The sequence below is a fragment of the Variovorax sp. dw_308 genome, assembly GCF_019207085.1.
Classification (GTDB): domain Bacteria; phylum Pseudomonadota; class Gammaproteobacteria; order Burkholderiales; family Burkholderiaceae_C; genus Variovorax.
This window is the reverse complement of sequence record NZ_JAATOM010000016.1, coordinates 30080-46529: the sequence shown is the minus strand read 5'-3', so window position 1 is coordinate 46529 and position 16450 is coordinate 30080. Positions and strand designations below refer to the sequence as shown.

General features: G+C 67.8%; 17 protein-coding genes. 5 read left to right on the top strand and 12 right to left on the bottom strand.

Annotated elements, in window-relative coordinates; translation table 11 throughout:
- The first annotated feature begins 201 nt into the window (after positions 1–201).
- Entirely contained in the window at positions 202–924 is a 723-nt protein-coding gene (locus HCU76_RS25290) for a Sir2 family NAD-dependent protein deacetylase (RefSeq protein ID WP_218510952.1), read from the top strand.
- A 70-nt stretch (positions 925–994) separates the two neighbouring features.
- On the opposite strand, the gene HCU76_RS25285 is transcribed toward HCU76_RS25290, so the two are convergent.
- On the bottom strand, positions 995–1207 hold the full coding sequence (locus HCU76_RS25285; protein WP_213952807.1) for a DUF3820 family protein: 213 nt from the start codon (positions 1205–1207) through the stop codon (positions 995–997).
- Between the two features lie 192 nt (positions 1208–1399).
- On the bottom strand, positions 1400–1768 hold the full coding sequence (locus tag HCU76_RS25280) for a translation initiation factor Sui1 (protein ID WP_213952808.1): 369 nt from the start codon (positions 1766–1768) through the stop codon (positions 1400–1402).
- 12 nt (positions 1769–1780) lie between these two features.
- Between HCU76_RS25280 and HCU76_RS25275 the strand changes: the two genes are divergently transcribed.
- Positions 1781–3061, top strand: a complete 1281-nt coding sequence (locus tag HCU76_RS25275; RefSeq protein ID WP_218510951.1) for a DEAD/DEAH box helicase — start codon at positions 1781–1783, stop codon at positions 3059–3061.
- Positions 3058–3381 carry a hypothetical protein gene (locus tag HCU76_RS25270; protein WP_256354429.1) on the top strand — a complete coding sequence of 108 codons (324 nt, stop codon included), beginning with the start codon at positions 3058–3060 and terminating at the stop codon, positions 3379–3381. The genes HCU76_RS25275 and HCU76_RS25270 overlap by 4 nt, the downstream gene beginning before the upstream one ends.
- Before the next feature lie 361 nt (positions 3382–3742).
- Here HCU76_RS25270 and HCU76_RS25265 read toward each other — a convergent pair whose 3' ends face one another.
- The 6 genes from HCU76_RS25265 to HCU76_RS25240 all read right to left on the bottom strand — a co-directional run bounded on the left by HCU76_RS25265 (position 3743) and on the right by HCU76_RS25240 (position 11535).
- Complete coding sequence (locus HCU76_RS25265; protein ID WP_213952810.1) at positions 3743–5260, bottom strand: AMP nucleosidase; 1518 nt, start codon at positions 5258–5260, stop codon at positions 3743–3745.
- Positions 5261–5285: 25 nt separating this feature from the next.
- Entirely contained in the window at positions 5286–6275 is a 990-nt protein-coding gene (locus tag HCU76_RS25260) for a glycosyltransferase domain-containing protein (protein WP_218510950.1), read from the bottom strand.
- Positions 6276–6353: 78 nt separating this feature from the next.
- Positions 6354–7727, bottom strand: coding sequence for a glutathione-disulfide reductase (gene gorA, locus HCU76_RS25255; protein WP_218510949.1), 1374 nt, complete (start codon positions 7725–7727; stop codon positions 6354–6356).
- A gap of 54 nt (positions 7728–7781) precedes the next feature.
- A complete protein-coding gene (locus HCU76_RS25250; protein WP_256354427.1) occupies positions 7782–9752 on the bottom strand; it encodes a DUF6600 domain-containing protein in 1971 nt (656 codons plus the stop codon).
- Between the two features lie 161 nt (positions 9753–9913).
- Positions 9914–11092: a PHB depolymerase family esterase gene (locus HCU76_RS25245; RefSeq protein ID WP_218510947.1), complete on the bottom strand. Its 1179-nt coding sequence runs from the start codon at positions 11090–11092 to the stop codon at positions 9914–9916.
- A gap of 14 nt (positions 11093–11106) precedes the next feature.
- Positions 11107–11535 carry a CopG family transcriptional regulator gene (locus HCU76_RS25240; RefSeq protein ID WP_218510946.1) on the bottom strand — a complete coding sequence of 143 codons (429 nt, stop codon included), beginning with the start codon at positions 11533–11535 and terminating at the stop codon, positions 11107–11109.
- Between the two features lie 97 nt (positions 11536–11632).
- Here HCU76_RS25240 and HCU76_RS25235 point away from each other — a divergent pair, with 97 nt between their 5' ends.
- Positions 11633–12085, top strand: a complete 453-nt coding sequence (locus HCU76_RS25235) for a rhodanese-like domain-containing protein (RefSeq protein WP_213953287.1) — start codon at positions 11633–11635, stop codon at positions 12083–12085.
- Between the two features lie 277 nt (positions 12086–12362).
- On the opposite strand, the gene HCU76_RS25230 is transcribed toward HCU76_RS25235, so the two are convergent.
- Positions 12363–13343 (bottom strand): zinc-binding dehydrogenase, encoded by a 981-nt coding sequence (locus HCU76_RS25230; RefSeq protein ID WP_218510945.1) that lies wholly within the window; start codon positions 13341–13343, stop codon positions 12363–12365.
- A gap of 47 nt (positions 13344–13390) precedes the next feature.
- Between HCU76_RS25230 and HCU76_RS25225 the strand changes: the two genes are divergently transcribed.
- Positions 13391–14164, top strand: a complete 774-nt coding sequence (locus HCU76_RS25225) for a type III pantothenate kinase (RefSeq protein ID WP_218510944.1) — start codon at positions 13391–13393, stop codon at positions 14162–14164.
- Between the two features lie 3 nt (positions 14165–14167).
- On the opposite strand, the gene HCU76_RS25220 is transcribed toward HCU76_RS25225, so the two are convergent.
- The 3 genes from HCU76_RS25220 to HCU76_RS25210 form a co-directional block, all read right to left on the bottom strand.
- Positions 14168–14518, bottom strand: coding sequence for a nuclear transport factor 2 family protein (locus HCU76_RS25220; RefSeq protein WP_371319899.1), 351 nt, complete (start codon positions 14516–14518; stop codon positions 14168–14170).
- Positions 14519–14630: 112 nt separating this feature from the next.
- A complete protein-coding gene (locus HCU76_RS25215) occupies positions 14631–14972 on the bottom strand; it encodes a hypothetical protein (RefSeq protein WP_218510942.1) in 342 nt (113 codons plus the stop codon).
- Positions 14973–15188: 216 nt separating this feature from the next.
- Entirely contained in the window at positions 15189–16427 is a 1239-nt protein-coding gene (locus HCU76_RS25210) for a DUF445 domain-containing protein (protein WP_218510941.1), read from the bottom strand.
- Positions 16428–16450 lie beyond the last annotated feature (23 nt).

Genomic DNA, 16450 nt, shown 5'->3' with positions numbered 1-16450 from the left:
ATCGTAGGTGCTGCCGGGGAAATCCGTACCTAGCCGAAAGTTCAAAAGCAAGTGCAAACGTGTCTTTTGCTTCGGGCCGGCCGAGTACTGCGACGGAGTCGATGCCGGGTCCGTGGCGCCTTGTCGTTCTTGCTTGCTCGCTTGCGGGCCGGCCAGCCCGCCGGATATGCTGGCCGCCCATCATTGGAAGCATACGCAATCATGCCCAGCCACGACCCTCGCCGGATCGTCATCTTCTCAGGTTCCGGCGTGAGCGCCGAGAGCGGGTTGCCCACGTTCCGCGACTCGGGCGGACTCTGGCGGCAATACGCATGGGAGGAGGTGGCCAGCCCGGAGGGCTGGCGCAAGCATCCCGGGGTGGTCCAGGCCTTCTACAACGAGCGCCGCCACCAAGCCGCCGAGGCACAGCCCAACGCAGCGCACCGGGCCATCGCGGAGTTGGAGAAATCCTTCGACGTGGTCGTCGTCACGCAGAACGTGGACGACCTGCATGAGCGCGCCGGCTCGACGAAGGTGGTGCACGTTCATGGCGAGTTGGCCTTTGCCCGGGGCGAGCACAGCGGCCTGCGCCAGCGCGTCGGCGCTGCGCCGATCCACATGGGCCAGCGCTGCGCGCAGGGCAGCCAGCTCAGGCCGGACATCGTCTGGTTCGGCGAGTCGGTGCGGCATCTGGAGGAAGCGAGGGCCTACTTTTCCGAGGCCGGACGCGTGCTCGTGGTGGGCACCTCGCTGTCGGTCTTCCCGGCCGCATCGCTGGTGCATGCCGCGCCGGCCGCGGCCGACAAGGTGGTCGTGGCGCCCGAGCTCGACAGCCCGCCCGCCGGCTTCGACTGGATGCGCGGCAAGGCGACCGAATGCGTGCCGCAGGTGGTGGCCCGCTGGCTGCGCGAGGGCGCTGGCGCGTCGCAGGGCCAGCCGGAGTGAACCGGCCGGCAACTTCCCAACGACCGCGACACGCTCTTCCACCGGCTCGAGCCGCAGTTCGAAGAGGCGCCTATCGCCTGCGCAATGGCGCGAGCAGGCCCTTCAGCCCGTTGTGGTCGATCTCGTGCATCAACTGCAGCAGCCGGCCGATCTCGCCCTTGGGGAAGCCTTCGCGCGCGAACCACGTGAGGTAGTTGCCGGGCAGGTCGGCGATCAGCACGCCCTTGTGCTTGCCGAAGGGCATGGGCATCGAGACGAGCTTCTCGAGGTCTTCGGGGGTCATGTCAGTGGGCTTCGGGTATTGGGTGGGAGCCGGAAATTCGGGCAGCCGAACGCAGAGGGCGCAAAGGTTTCGCAGAAGTCGCAAAAGGAAATCCAGGATTTCTTCCTTGAGAACCTTCTGCGACTTCTGCGTGCTTTTGTCTTTCTTCTGCGTTCGGCAGTCCGCTCCCCGCGCCTTCACGCATGTTGATGGTCAGCCGCCGGCGCGCTTCACCGTCATGCCTTGCTTCTGCAGCGCGGCAATCACGGTATCGCGATGATCGCCCTGGATTTCGATCACGCCGTCCTTGGTCGTGCCGCCCGAACCGCAGGCCGACTTGAGCTGCTTGCCCAGCAGCGCGAGCGCCGCCGCGTCGAGCGCCACGCCCTTGATCACGGTCACGCCCTTGCCTTTGCGGCCCTTGGTGTCCAGCGACACACGCACAATGCCGTCTGTGACGGGAATTGCCGTCTTCAATTTGCACGTGCAGGCCGCAACCGGTTGGCCGCACCCGGGGCAGACCCGGCCGGTCTCGGTGGAGTACACCAGGCGGCTGCCGCTGTCCGATTTGTTCATCGCCATTCATTGCCCTTCATGCCATTTCCATCACTCGGCCTCGCGCCCGCTCTCTCGCAAGCCGCCACTGGCGCGGGCTACCTCGCGCCCACGGAGATCCAGGGCGCCGCCATCCCGGCCATCCTGCGCGGGCAGGACGTGCTGGGACTGGCGCAGACCGGCTCCGGCAAGACGGCCGCATTTTCGCTGCCCTTGCTGCAACGCTGGGCCGAAGCGCCCCGGCACCGATCGCGCCGCACCGTGCACACGCTGGTGCTGGTGCCCACGCGGGAACTGGCGGCGCAGGTGGGCGAGACCCTGCGCATCCTCGGCCAGCACCTGCACGAGCGCCCGAAGATCGCCGTCGTGTTCGGCGGCGTCTCGGTCAATCCGCAGATGATGGCCTTGCGCGGCGGCGCCGACATCGTGGTGGCCACGCCGGGCCGCCTGATCGACCTGCTCGATCACAACGCCTTGAAGATCGGCAATGTCTCCGCCCTGGTGCTCGACGAGGCCGACCGCCTGCTGGACCTGGGTTTCGCGGAGGAACTGCAACGCATCCTCGCGCTGCTGCCGGCCCAACGGCAGAACCTGTTCTTCTCCGCCACCTTCGTGCCCGCCGTCGAGGCGCTGGCGGCGCAGTTGCTGAACGACCCGTTGCGCATCGAGGTCGAGGCCACCGAAGCCACGGTGCCCGACATCGCCCAGCGCGCCATCGAGGTCGACACCAGCCGCCGGACGCAGTTGCTGCGCCATCTGGTGCAGGACCAGAAGTGGACCCGCGTGCTGGCCTTCGTCGCGACCAAGCATGCCGCCGAGATCGTCGCCGACAAGCTGCGCAAGGCCGGCATCGAGGCCGAGCCTTTCCACGGCATGCTGAGCCAGGGCAAGCGCACGCAGGTCGTGGCCGATTTCAAGGCCAGCCGCGTGCAGGTCGTCGTCGCCACGGACCTGGCGGCGCGGGGCATCGACATCGCCCAGTTGCCGGTCGTGGTGAACTTCGATCTGCCGCGTTCCGTCACCGACTACGTGCACCGCATCGGCCGCACCGGCCGCGCGGGAGAAAGCGGACTGGCGGTCAGCTTCGTGCCGGCCAGCAGCGAGGCGCATTTCCGTCTCATCGAGAAGCGCCAGGGCCTGAGCGTGCCGCGCGAGCGCATCGTGGGCTTCGAGCCGGTCGAGGTCGCGATGGCCGCATCGACGACGCCGCTGACGGCGCCCGGCGCGCAGTCGCCCAACGGCGGCATCAAGGGCAAGCGCCCGAGCAAGAAGGACAAGCTGCGCGAAGCCGCCGCACGCGCCGCGGCCGGCAAGCCATGAGCCAGGCGATGCCCTTGCGCTGGCTCGATTTCGACTACAGCGAAGGCTCCGACGAGACGGGGGTGTTCGACGCGATGGCATCGGTCGAGTCGGACAACGCGGCCGAAGTGGAAGCCGAGATCGCCATCGTGCTGGCATGGGCAGAAGCCGCGTTTCCGGGCCAGCGCGCCCCGATGGAAGAGGGCGGCGAGTGGGATTGCGACCTCAGCGTCACGGACGAACCGGGCGCGGTGCCCCGCCGTTGCTTCAGCTTCTCGATCGGCGGCGGCGCGGCCTTCTGCGACGCGTTCCGCGAGCGCTTCGATCCGGAGACCGACTGACCGCAGATGGGGCGAGCAGAAAGCGTCACCGCGCATCGATCACCCCCAAGCCCGGTGTGCGATACCCGACGGCCGCCGCCTCTGTGCCGCCGAGGAGCGCAGCGATTCGCGGATCAGGGCTCGCAGCTGTTTGAGCGGAGTGCAACGCGGCGAGTTCTGCGAGACCCCGCGAATCGTGAGCACCGCAGGGGAGCCGCGCAGCGGCCGGCACAGTGAAGGCGACCGGCGGGTATCGCACACCGGGCGGTCTTCGAAGCGACACCAGCGACCCCTTGAAAGCAGCAACCAGCGCGCCCGTCAAATCGACGACCCGCGCGCCCGTTAAAGGGACGACAAAGCCCGTCGACGCAAGGGCAGCCGGCTACTGAAACGCCACCTCCGCAAAACTGCGCAACTTCCGGCTGTGCAGCCGGCCCGCCCCCTCGCGGCGCAGGATCTCGATGGCCGCCATGCCGATGCGCAGGTGCTGCTCCACCCGCTCGCGATAGAAGTGGTTCGCCATGCCGGGCAGCTTGATCTCGCCATGCAGCGGCTTGTCGCTCACGCACAGCAGCGTTCCATAAGGCACCCGGAAGCGGAAGCCGTTCGCCGCGATGGTCGCGCTCTCCATGTCCAGCGCCACCGCGCGGCTCTGGCTGAAACGGCGTTGCGGGCGGTTGTCCGGCAGCAGCTCCCAGTTGCGGTTGTCCGTGCTGGCCACGGTGCCGGTGCGCATGATGGTCTTGAGTTCGGGCCCGTGGAAACCCGTCACCTCGGCCACCGCCCTCTCCAGTGCCAGCTGGATCTCCGACAGCGCCGGGATCGGCACCCACAGCGGCAACTCCTCGTCCAGCACATGGTCCTCGCGCACATAGGCATGGGCCAGCACATAGTCGCCCAGCTGCTGCGCATTGCGCAGGCCCGCGCAGTGGCCCAGCATCATCCACGCGTGCGGCCGCAGCACCGCGATGTGGTCGGTGATCGTCTTCGCATTGGCCGGCCCCACGCCGATGTTCACCATCGAGATGCCGCTGTTGTCCTCGCGCACCAGGTGGTAGGCCGGCATCTGCGGCAGGCGCGGCGGTGGCGTGCCCTGCGTGCCGTCGAGCAGATGGGCATAGGCGCCGGCTGCTTCCGGCGCCAGCCCGCGCCGGCGCGTGACCACGTTGCCTGGCTCGATGAATGCGATGTACTCGCTGTTCTCGTCCATCATCGCCTCGTGTCCCAGCCGCACGAACTCGTCGATGTAGAACTGGTAGTTGGTGAACAGCACGAAGTTCTGGAACCACTCCGACGCCGTGCCCGTGTAGTGGCGCAGGCGATGCAGCGAATAGTCCACCCGCGCGCCGGTGAACAGCGCCAGCGGTTGCGGCTCGCCGGCGCGCGCCTCGTGCGTGCCGTTGGCGATGCCGTCATCCATCGCGCCCAGGTCGGGCAGGTCGAACACGTCGCGCATCAGGGCGCGGCGCTCGGCGCTCATCGTGCCTTCGATGTGGTCGTTTTCCACGAACGAGAAATGGATCGGTATCGGCTGGCTGCTGGTGCCGACCTCGAGCTCCACCTGGTGGTTCTCCAGCAGCAGGCGGAACTGCTCCGCGTAGTAGCGCGCGAACAGGTCGGGCCGCGTCAGCGTCGTCTCATAGCGGCCGGGGCCAGCCACGAAGCCGTAGCTCAGGCCGGCGTTCTCCGGCGGCGTGTGGCGCGACACCGTGTGCGTGTGCACCCGCACGAAGGGATAGCAGGCGCGCATGCGCCCCGGCAGTGACGCGCCGGCCACGAAGCGCTGCATCGCATCGCGCAGGTGTTCCAGGCCTTCGTCGTAGATGGCGCGCACGCGGGCCAGCGCCTCGGTTGCGTCGCTGAAGCGGGCAGGCGGGGTGAAAGGGGGCATGTAGGGCATGGTTGATTGTGCAGTGCAGGGTGTGTCAGGCAATCCAGCGCTTGATCTGTCGCAGCGGTGCGGCAAGCTTCCAGCTGTTGCTGGAAAGGATCGCGGCGAGCGTTGCATCGGAGGCGCGCCACGTGCTTTCCAGGTTCTGCCGCAGCTGCGAATTGTCGCGTTCGACTTGCGCGCGATGCGCCAGGGCCGCCTCTAGCTCGCGTTGCGCCAAGTCGCGCGCAATCGCTGTCGACTCGGACTCGCTTCGCGCCGCTTGCCTGGCTGCGACCAGTTGTTCTTCCAGCAACCGGATCTGCACGTGCGGCGGCGCGTGCGATGCCAGCGGGCTGCGAGGGCCCGCAAGGCGGTCGCGCCCGGGGACGTGCGGCCAGGTATGGAACCACGACTGCCGGTTGTCGATGTCCCACCGCTGCGGCGTCAGGCCGACGTCGCGAAGGGCGGCGTTGAAGGACAACTGGTCACGCCTCGAATAGCGCAGTACGTGGGACGCCCAGTGATCCATTGCCTTTCGCACCAGCGGGTCCGAGTGATGGCGCAACAGGACGGCCGTCCAGTGCGGCTTTTCGGCCAGGCTCGGTTCGCCCTGCGTCAGGTAGTGGTTGAGCTGCTCGAAGATCCGCGCCTGCTCATCGAGTCCAAGGCGGGCCACCTCGACGAATTCGTCCATCACGCTGTCGCGAAAACTGTGCGTCGGAAGCCCGATGCCTGCCGTGGTTTCGTAGCGGTCGATGATCTCTTCCGGCGTCGCGGTCAGGATGACCGAGTTGTCGATGTAGAGCGAGCGGTCGAAGCCGGCGAGTGCCTCGACCCCGTGCGGACAGATCTTCAGCAGGCGCTGGCTGCGGATGGGGTCCATCGGGAACGCGGTCGGGACGCGCACGACTTTCCAGGTCGTGCTCGAGAGCGTCGGATCGTCCGTCAGGCAAATGAAGGGGATGCGGGACTGCCCGGCAACAGCTTGTTCATTCAGGGCCTCATACCCGCCAACGAGGACGGTGTAAACACAAGTTTTCATTTCGATCGTCGTGGCTGCAAGAGTCATCAATTGCGTCTGTGCATAGTTTGCCCCGACATCGAAAGTGCCTGCGCCGTCCTACCCCGGCGAGGGCTCCCGCATGGTCACGAATTCTTCCGCCGCCGTCGGATGGATGCCGATGGTGCTGTCGAAGCAGGCCTTGGTTGCGCCGGCGCGCATCGCCACGGCAAAGCCCTGGATGATCTCGCCGGCCTCGGCGCCGACCATGTGGATGCCGACCACGCGATCGGTCTTCTTCTCGACGATGAGCTTCATGAACGTGCGCTCGGGGCGGCCCGACAGCGTGTGCCGCAGCGCCTTGAACTCGCTGTTGTAGATCGTGACCTCGCCGAACTTCTGTCGTGCACCGGCCTCGGTGTAGCCGCAGGTGCCGACGTTGGGGTGCGTGAACACGGCGGTGGGCGTGAACTCGTAGTCGACCTTGCGGCGCGACCTGGCGGGCTGCTTCGGGTCGGGGAACAGCGCGTCGACCACCACCATGGCCTCGGCCAGCGCGACCGGCGTGAGCTGCAGGCGCGTCGACACATCGCCCAGCGCGAAGATCGACGGCACCGAGCTGCGGTACTGCGCATCCACCACGATGGCGCCCTTGTCGTCCAGCGCCACGCCGGCGTTCTCCAGCCCCAGCCCCTGCGTGTTGGCCACCCGGCCGGTGGCGCCGAGCACCACGTCGGCCTGCAATTGCATGCCGCGTTCGAGCATCACATCCAGCCCGTCGGCGCCGCGCTTGACCGAACTGATCTGGGTGTTGAAGCGGATGTCGATGCCGGCCTTCTTCATCTCGGCCGCAAGGAAGGCCCGCGCGTCCTCGTCGAATTCGCTGAGGATGTGGGTCTTGCGTTGCAGCAGCGTGACCTGCGCGCCGAGGCCGTTGAAGATCGATGCGAACTCGCACGCGATGTAGCCGCCGCCGATCACGACCAGCCGTTTGGGGAAGGGCTCCAGGTCGAACATCGCATCCGACACCACCACGTGCTCGCGGCCGACGAACGGCGGCACATAGGGCATGCCGCCGGTGGCGATGATGATGTTCTTCGCGCTGTGGCGCTTGCCGTCGACCTCGACCGTGTGCGCATCGACCAGCGTGGCCCAGTCCGGCAGCACGGTGACGCCGGGGCCGTCCAGCAGTGCGCGGTAGGTGTTGTTGAGGCGCTTGATCTCTGTGGAGCGATGCTTCTTCAGTGTTTGCCAATCGAAGCTCGGCTTGGGCACGTTCCAGCCGTAGCCGGGCGCCTCCTCGAATGCCTCTGCATAGCCGGCGGCATAGCTGTAGAGCTTCTTGGGGATGCAGCCGACGTTGACGCAGGTGCCGCCGAGTTCGGCCACCTCGGCCAGCGCCACGCGGGCGCCGCGGGCCGCCGCCATGCGGGCGGCGCGGACACCGCCGCTGCCGCCGCCGATCACGAAGAGATCGAAGTCAAAAGTGCGCATCGGGAACCTCCGCTGCCGACTGTAGCCGGCAGCGGGGCTTGCCGTCGCGCACCTTCAGGGACCGTCGCCGCCGGACTGGCCCGGCAAGCGGCGCTGCCGCGACCCATCCCGTATTTCACCGGGCAGGCCCTGCGGCGACCGCTGCTGTTGCTGGTGTTGTTGCTGTTGCGCGGCCTGCTGCTGTTGCATCTGCTGGGCGCGCTGCTGCATCGCCTGCTGTTGCTGCTGCATGGCTTGCGCCTGCTGCTGGGCCAATGCCTGATGCTGGGCGATCGCCTGCTGCTGCGCCAGGGCCTGTTGCTGCGCTTGCGCCTGCACGGCGCGTTGCTGCATCTCCTGCTGCTGGCGCAGCGCCTGTTGTTGCTGCTGCTGTTGCTGCACCTGGAGTTGTTGCTGTTGCACCGCCTGGTTCTGGCTCGCGCGCTGCTGCAACTCCTGTTGCTGGCGGACCGCTTGCTGCTGTTGCACGGCCTGCTGGTATTGCTGCAACTGCAATTGCTGCTGGGCTTGCATCTGCTGCTGCTGCACTTGCTGTTGTTGCAACTGCTGTGGTGCCGGGCCGGCGAGGCCGCGCTGCGGCGCTTGGCCCAGCTGTTGTTGTTGTTGTTGGAACGCCTGCGGCTGGCGCCATTCCTGCGGCGGACGGTAGCCGGACTGTTGTTGCTGCCGATCCCGTTGCTGCCATTGCGGCGGTGGGATGGCGGCAACGGGGCGGCCCATGAAGCCTGAAGGCGCGCTGCCGATGCCCGGTGCGAAATGCTGGGGCGGTGGTGCCACGCCCGGCGCATTGGCCACCGGCACCCCGGCGAACGCGGCCTCCGGCATGCGGATGTGGTCGCGGCGGGCGATCGGGCCGCGGCCGAACACATCACTCGGCACCACGGTCACGGCCTGCTGGCGCTGGTTGGCATAGAAGTCGCTGCGTTGCTGCGCCCGGTTGTAGAGCGCCATGCGATTGGCCTGCTCCACATAGCGCTGGCTGGCCTGGTAGCCGGGCCGCCAGGCCTCCCCGGGCGCCAGCGGGAACCAGCCGATGCCGTTGCGTCCGCCGCCGATGGGAACCTGCGCCGTGCCGCCTCGCCCGCCGCCGACGAAGCCGACCAGCGCCGGCGAATACACCGGCCGCGACTGCTGCCGCCCCGGCACCCAGCCCCAACGCGTGCCGACCTGCGCCCAGCGCCCGTAGTGGAACGGCGCGAAGCCCCACGGCGCGTTGTCGACCCAGGTCCAGCCCCAGGGCGCGACGCTCACCCAGTAGCCATCGCTGTAGGGCGCCCAGTCGGCGGCGACGTTGCGCGGATACCAGACGGGGCCGAAGTCGCTGTCGTTCTGCCAGTCGCCGAAGCTGTCGAGCTGCTGGTAGCCGACGGTCTCGCGCGACACGTAGCGTGCCGAAATCGACGCGTCCTCGGCCCGGCTGCGTTCGGCGACCCAGCGCTCGAATCCGTCGTCGAGCGGCATCGGCCCGGTGCCGGCATTGGCCAGGTTGCGGCCGTTTACGATGATCTGCTGGCGCGCCGACACGCTCGTCGATTCGCCGTTCTCGCCGTAGGCCACGCCAGCGCCGCTGGCCACCATGACCTGCGTGAGGTCGGCTTGCGGATCGACCTGCACGCGGTAGTCGCCCGGTTGCTGGATGACGAAGGCGAGATTCCCGGTGTCGAGCTCGACCTGCTGCCCGCTCAGGTCGTCGCGCACCCGAAGCTGGGCGGTGCCTTGCTGGATGGTGATGCGGATGGCCTGGTCTGTGACCTCGGTGAACTCGACGGCGGTGTTGCCGTCGAGCCGAAGCGCCGCGGAGCCCACGAACAGTTCGGCGCGGGAATTGCGGTCCGCCCAGAGCCGGTCGCCGGTGGTCAGCGGCCGGTTGGGAATGACGTCGTACCAGGAATCGTCGCCAGCCGGGGAGAAGCTCACGGCGCCCTGCTGCGCATTGAGGCGGGCCACCCGGCCGGGCGGATCTTCCTGCGCCATGGCGTGGAGGCCGGTGCAGGCGAGGGCGAGGGCCAGCAGCCAGCGGGCCATTCGGGAAGGGAAAGATGTGTAAGAAAGGGTCATGAAGTGGACGCCGGTCAGCACGGCGTCATGGATCAACGCGCCAGCATCGCATTCGGCTGGCCGCCGGCGCGCAAAGAAATGTCAACCTGCGGCGGTTTGGGTCACAGGATGTAGGGCGCGTGCCGTGCTCAGCGGCGGGGATGGGCCAGGAAGAAGCGCAGCATCTCGGCGCTGGCGTCGACGCCGCTCGGGTCGGTGAAGCTGCCGCTGCGGCTGCCGCCCGACCAGGCGTGGCCGGCCCCGTGAAGCTGCCAGTGCTCGATGTAGGCCCGGCCATTGGCGCTGGCATGGGTGGTCCGGGTGAATCGCTGGTTGCCGGCGGACTGGCCTTGCGTGACCTGCGGTGCCGCACCCGCGCCGTTGTACCCGCCGCTCGCCGCAGCCACGATGGCGGCGCCGTTCCTCGCATTCACGGTGGCGTCGGCGTCGCCATGGAACACGATCACGGGCAGCGCCTTGCCCTCATGGGGCGCCGTCGCTGCGCCGCCGCCGTGCATCGCGGCGAGCGCGGACATCAGGTCGCTCGCCGCGCCCATCGGCAGGCCCGAATGCACGCCGACCGCCGCGAAGATGTCCGGATAGCGGCGACCCAGGATGTCCGCCATCGCGCCGCCGGCCGACAAGCCCGCGACATAGACGCGCGCCGGGTCGATGGCATGGTCGGCCATCACGGATTGCGTCAGCGCGGCGAGCAATGCAGGCTCGCCGCGGCCGCGTTGCTGGTGCTGCGTCTTGAACCAGTTCCAGCAGCCTTGCGCGTTCTCCCGCTGCGTCTGGGCCGGGTAGAGGACGGCGAAGCCCTGGGCACGCGCCAGGTCGTTCATGCGCGTGCCGGCTGCGAAATCGGCCGGGTTCTGGGTGCAGCCGTGCAGCATCAGCACCAGCGGCATCGGCTTGGTCGCCGCGGCTGCCGTGCGGGGCGGCAGGTAGAGCTTGTAGGCCAGGGTGCGCCCGTCATGCGCGAAGTGGCCATCGGTCCATTGCTCGGGCTCCGGTATGTCGCGGACGATCACCGGTTCGTCGATCTCGTCGATCTCGTTGATCTCGACGGGCTGGACGACCTCGGCCGGCTCCGCACGGGCGAACGCGGTTGACGGCTGCGGGTCGATGATCACGCGGACTTCGGCTTCGATGACATCGCCTTCGGCCGCGGAGGGTGTCGGCGGCGGCGTTGTCGTTTCCCCGGCGGCGGGGCGCGCCTTGCCGATGTGTAGCGCGCGCTGGATCGCCGCGGTCGCCGCCTGCAGGTTGCCACTGCGAGTGAGCCGCGTGGCCTCGTTCATCAGGCGTTGGAGTACGGGGTTCATGGAATGGTCCTTGTTCAGTGGATTCGACTGGCCAAAGCGGCCTTCACGGCGGGACTGGCCTGCAGCGCACCGAGCACGGTGATGGATTGAATGGTGGCCAGCGCGAGTTCGACCGACACGTCGGGCGCGATGCTCGCCAGGCCCAGCACGCGAATGTCGAGCTTCTGGCCGGCCGCGCGCGCCGCCTCGAGTTCCGCCACGCCAAAGTTCTGCAGCCCCAGCACCAGCGTCTTGCGCGCCACCACCTGCTTGACCGCATCACCGTGGGTGGTGAGCTGGTTGCGGATGGCGGTGCGGATGAAGTCGCTGCGATTCGAATAGAAGCCCTCGGCCACCAGCAGGTCGACCTGGCCCAAGTCGATGTAGCCGAGGTTGATGGTGATCTTTTCGGATTCGGAGGGCGGCTTGGCGCGGAGTTGCGTGGAAAGGCTGGAAGAAGGCATGGACGCATCGTACACCATCCATATGGATGGCGAACGGATGTTAAGTGGATGGTTTTTTGTCGAATCACAATTTGCCGGCGAGTGGCAAAATTTGTGCATGACTGCCCCGACCTCTCCTTCAAGTGCAAATTCCACGCCCCTGGGCGACGTCCGGCCCGCGACAGGCTACGCGGGCGACATCAGCCCCATGCTGGCCGCCCAATGGGTGGCCAGCGGGGAAGCCGTATTGGTGGACGTCCGCAGCGACGCCGAGCGCGAATGGGTGGGCTATGTGCCCGGCAGCCTGGGCCTGGCCTGGAAGCAATGGCCCGGCATGGTGCCGAACGCGGATTTCGACGAAGGCCTCCGAGCCGGCGTGCCGCAGGGGCGCAAGGCCGTCATGCTGTGCCGCAGCGGCGTGCGTTCCATTTCCGCAGCGAAGCGCGCGACCGAACTGGGCATCGAGGCGTACAACATCCTCGAAGGCTTCGAGGGCAATCCCGACGAGCATGGCCAGCGCGGGCACGTCGGCGGCTGGCGCTTCCGTGGCCTGCCGTGGAAGCAGAACTGAAGAAGGTGTGAATCTTTCTACTGCGGACGCCGATCTCGGGCCTGCGGTCCTCACCGTACTGGAGTACGGCTCCGGTCCTCGGCCCGACCTCGACGCCCTCGCTACGAAATCTTCACACCTTCTGAGCTTGCGCGGCCTGCCGTGAAAGCAGAACTGAGCAGGCGCTTGGCCGGTCTTCAGCGGGCCGTGAATCCCCTGCCGGGGCGGTCTGCGGCCCGGCGCCCATCTCAAGCGGGGCGCGCCCTCGCGGCGGACTCGAAGCAGTCCGAGGCCGGCTTCAGCCCGCGGTGAGCACGATCTTCCCGGCGCGGCCCGGCACATCGCTCGCGGCGGCGGCCTCGGCAGCCCGCGCAATGTCGAAGGCAGCTTCCACCGGCAATTTCAGGGCGCCGGTCGCCACGGCCTTCATCAACTCGCCAATCAGCCTCGCCAGTTCGGCGGGCGGCGTGCTTTCGCTGCGCTTTGCGCCCCAGAAGCCCTTGACCGTGGCCTGCTTGAAGATCAGGTTGTCCGCGCCGATGACCAGCGGCTTGCCCGACATCGCGCCGAAGGACACCAGCGTGCCGCCAACCGCCATGATCCCGGCGATCTGGTTCGCCGCATCGCCGCCGATTGAATCGACCGCGCGCAGGATCGGCGCATCGCCGGTGATTGCCTTGACGCGCTCCTGCCAGCCGGGTTGCTCGGTGGAGACGGCATTGGCAATGCCGAGTGCTTGCAGTTCGGCGATGCCCGCGTCGCGCCGCACCAGGTTCACGACATGGATGCCGCGCGCCTGGGCCAGCCCCGCGACGGTCTTGCCGACCGCGCCGTTGGCCGTGTTCTGCACCATCCATTCGCCGGGCTTCAACTGCAGGTCTTCCAGCAGCATTGCGGCGCTCAGCGGCATCGCGATGAGCTGGCAAGCTGCCTCGTCGGGCAGGGCGTCGGGCACGGGGATGAGCTTGGCCGCGGGCGCCAGGAAGTACTCGGCCCAGGTCGCCGTGGCGCCGGCCATCATCACGCGCTGGCCCTTGGCCGGTGAGCCGACGCCCTCGCCGAGCGCATCGACGATGCCGACAGCCTCCGTGCCCGGCGTGGCTGGCAGCGGCGGCTTGTAGCCGTACACACCGCGCACAATCGCCAGGTCGTGGTTGTGGATCGGCGACATGGTCATGCGCACGCGAACCTGGCCGGGGCCGGGCTCGGCCAGGGGACGCTCGCCCAGTGTCAGCACCTCGCTGGGGTTGCCGAACTTCTCGATGATCACGCTTCGCATCGCTTGTGTCCCTGTGTGAATCAAAAGGGCTCAGCATAATGCCGCGCATGACATTCCTCGCCATCGACATCGGCAACACGCGCCTCAAGTGGGCCATGTACGATGCGCCGCGTCCCGGCGCCAACCTGCTCGGGCACGGGGCCGAGTTCCTGGACCACATCGAAAGCCTTGCCGAAGGCGCCTGGGCCGACTTGCCCGAGCCGGCCTCGATGCTGGGTTGCGTGGTGGCCGGCGACCAGTTGCGGCGCCGCGCCGAGGAGCAGGTCCACGAGCGCTTCGACTGCGCCGCCCGCTGGGTGGTGTCGAGCTCGGCCGAGGCCGGGATCATCAATGGCTACGACCATCCGACGCGCCTCGGCGCCGACCGCTGGGTGGCGATGATCGGCGCGCGGCATCGCATGCTGGCGGAAGGCCCGGCCCGGCCGATGGTGGTGGTGCTGATCGGCACGGCCGTCACGGTGGAGGCCATCGACACCAACGGCAAGTTCCTGGGCGGGCTGATCCTGCCGGGGCACGGGATCATGCTGAAGGCGCTGGAGTCGGGCACGGCGGGGCTGCACGTGCCGACCGGTGAAGTCACCGATTTCCCCACCAACACGAGCGATGCACTCACCAGCGGCGGCACCTACGCGATTGCCGGCGCCGTCGAGCGCATGGTGGAGCATGTGCGCAAGCACTGCGGCGCGGAGCCGGTGCGCTACATGGCCGGCGGGGCTGGCTGGAAGATGGCGCCGTCGATGGTGTCGCCGTTCGAACTGGTCGAGAGCCTGATCATGGATGGGCTGCTGGTGATTGCGCAGGAGCGGATGCTGGCGAACTGACGGTCAGCCGTCTTGCGCCGACTCGATCCTTTGCTCGCCCATGGCGAAGGTAGCGCGCTGGATGCGACCGTCCGCGACCTCGTAGATGCACAACATCTCGACCGTGCCGCGGCCTTCCGGGAAGTTGCGGGTCACCCGTTCATGGTCCGTGACGAGATTGCCCATCACGATTCTCGATATCAGGCTGGCATGAAGGTCAGTCTCCGATAGCCGTGCGGCGAAGCGCGGGCGCATCTCTTCGTGTCCACGCGCCAGGCACTCGCCATGCAAGGTGAATTGCCCGGCGTCGGGCGCATACGTGTGAAGCAGCGCTTCAAGGTCTTTGGCGTTGTAGGCGTCCAGTTGGGCCTGCACGGTGCTCGCGGCGGTGGCGCTTGGCATTTGTTCTCCCTCGGCAACGGTTGCCGAGAGTGAATGCTAAGGCGTCGAGGCGCTGCCGGCTTCCCTCGGGCTCGCCAAAACCCGCTCAGCCCGCCAGCGAACCGTTGGCCGTGTCGACAGCGGATTGGTCGTTCAGTTGCTGCGATGCCTTGCGCAAGCTCATGACCCAGAGGCGGGCGTGGCGCTGCTCGCGGCTTTCGAAGAACTCGGCGAAGCGCCGGATCGCTGGCTTCTCGATGGCGGCCATCGTCATCCAGTCGGTGCTCCTGAACCCCTCCGATTCCGTGCTGCGGCCGACCAGGGCTGGGCGCAGGGTCACGACCCATTCGGTCGGGATGCGCGGGTCGCCATCCAGCATTCGCAGGGCGATCTTGGCGGCTCGGGGCGTGAGCGCGTCAATCTTCTGAACATGAAAATCCAGGTCCATCGAACAGCCTTTCTCGGACACATAAAGATACACATGTATCTTGTCGTGCGCAATCAGGTCGAAAGTACTGCTTGATCGGGCCGGGTGAGAAGGTGTGAAGATTTCGTAGCGAGGGCGCCTGCCAGGAGGCCGGTTCGCGCAGCGCAGCCGTACACCTGTACGGCGAGCAGCGCAGGGCCGAGATCGGTGGCCGCAGTAGAAAGATTCACACCTTCTTCAGCCGCGCACCCAGTGCGTCACTGCATGGATGACCAGCCCCACGAGCCCGCCGACCAGCGTGCCGTTGACGCGGATGAACTGCAGGTCGCGGCCGATGTGCTGTTCCAGTTCGCGGGTCATCTCGTGGGCGTTCCATTGGCCGACGCGCTCGATGATGTAGCGGCGGATGTCTTCGCGGTAGCGCTCGATGGCCAGCGGCGCGGCGGCTTCGATCTGTTCGTTGATCCACTTCCGGATCTCCGTGTCGGACTGCAGGCGTGTGCCGAGCGCCGAGGTCAGTGCGGCAATCCGCTGGCCGATGATGGAGTCGGCGCGGCCGAGGTCTTCGCGCAGCCAGCCGAGCAACTCGTCCCACAGGCCGTGCAGGTACTCGCCGAGGGCAGGGTGCGCCATGAGCTCGGCGCGGATTTCCTCCCCCCGCTCGTGGAACGCGGGATCGTGCTGCAGCCGGGCAATGAAGCTGGCCATGGCGCCGTCGAAGCGCGCGCGCAAAGGGTGGTCCGGCTCGGCCGCGATCTCGGCCAGGCTCCTGGCGACGGCGGACACCACCTTCTTCGTGCCAAGCCGCGCGGCGACCTGGTCCAGACCGACGAAGCGCAACGACTTGACCTCGCGCGCAATGGCCTCGGTGATCTGCGCCTGCGCGGTCTCGCCTTCGAGCAGTTCGGAGATCTGGGCCAGGGCGTCGTTCAGCAGGGTCTGGTGGCGGCCGCCAGCGGTCAGAGCTTCGAGGGCTTGCCCGGCGGCACGGGCGATGTCGAGTTGGGCAATGCCCGCCTTGGCGATGTTGCCGAGGAAGTCGCGCACCCGCGCGTCATCGAAGGCGGACAGCCCGTAGCGTGCGGCCAGCACGCCCCATTCGCCGAGCTTGTCCGCGCTGGCCGGCCGCGCCAGCCAGTCGGCCAGCCGGCCCGCGGCGTCGAACTCGCGCAGCTTTACCAGCACCTGCTCCGTGCCGAGGAAGTTGTTGCAGATGAAGCCGGCCAGCTTGGCGCCGATGCGATCCTTGTTGCTGGGGATGATGGCCGTGTGCGGTATCGGCAGGCCGAGCGGATGGCGGAACAGCGCGACCACCGCAAACCAGTCGGCAATGGCGCCCACCATGGCCGCTTCGGAGAATGCCGCGACGTAGCCCCACGCGCCCCCTGCCGCACCAGGGTAGCGCGCACCCATCACGCTGGACAGCGCATAGAGCAGCGCCGCGCCGCACAGCAGGGCCAGCGCGACGCGCTTCATGTCACCGGAGGCAGAACCACTTT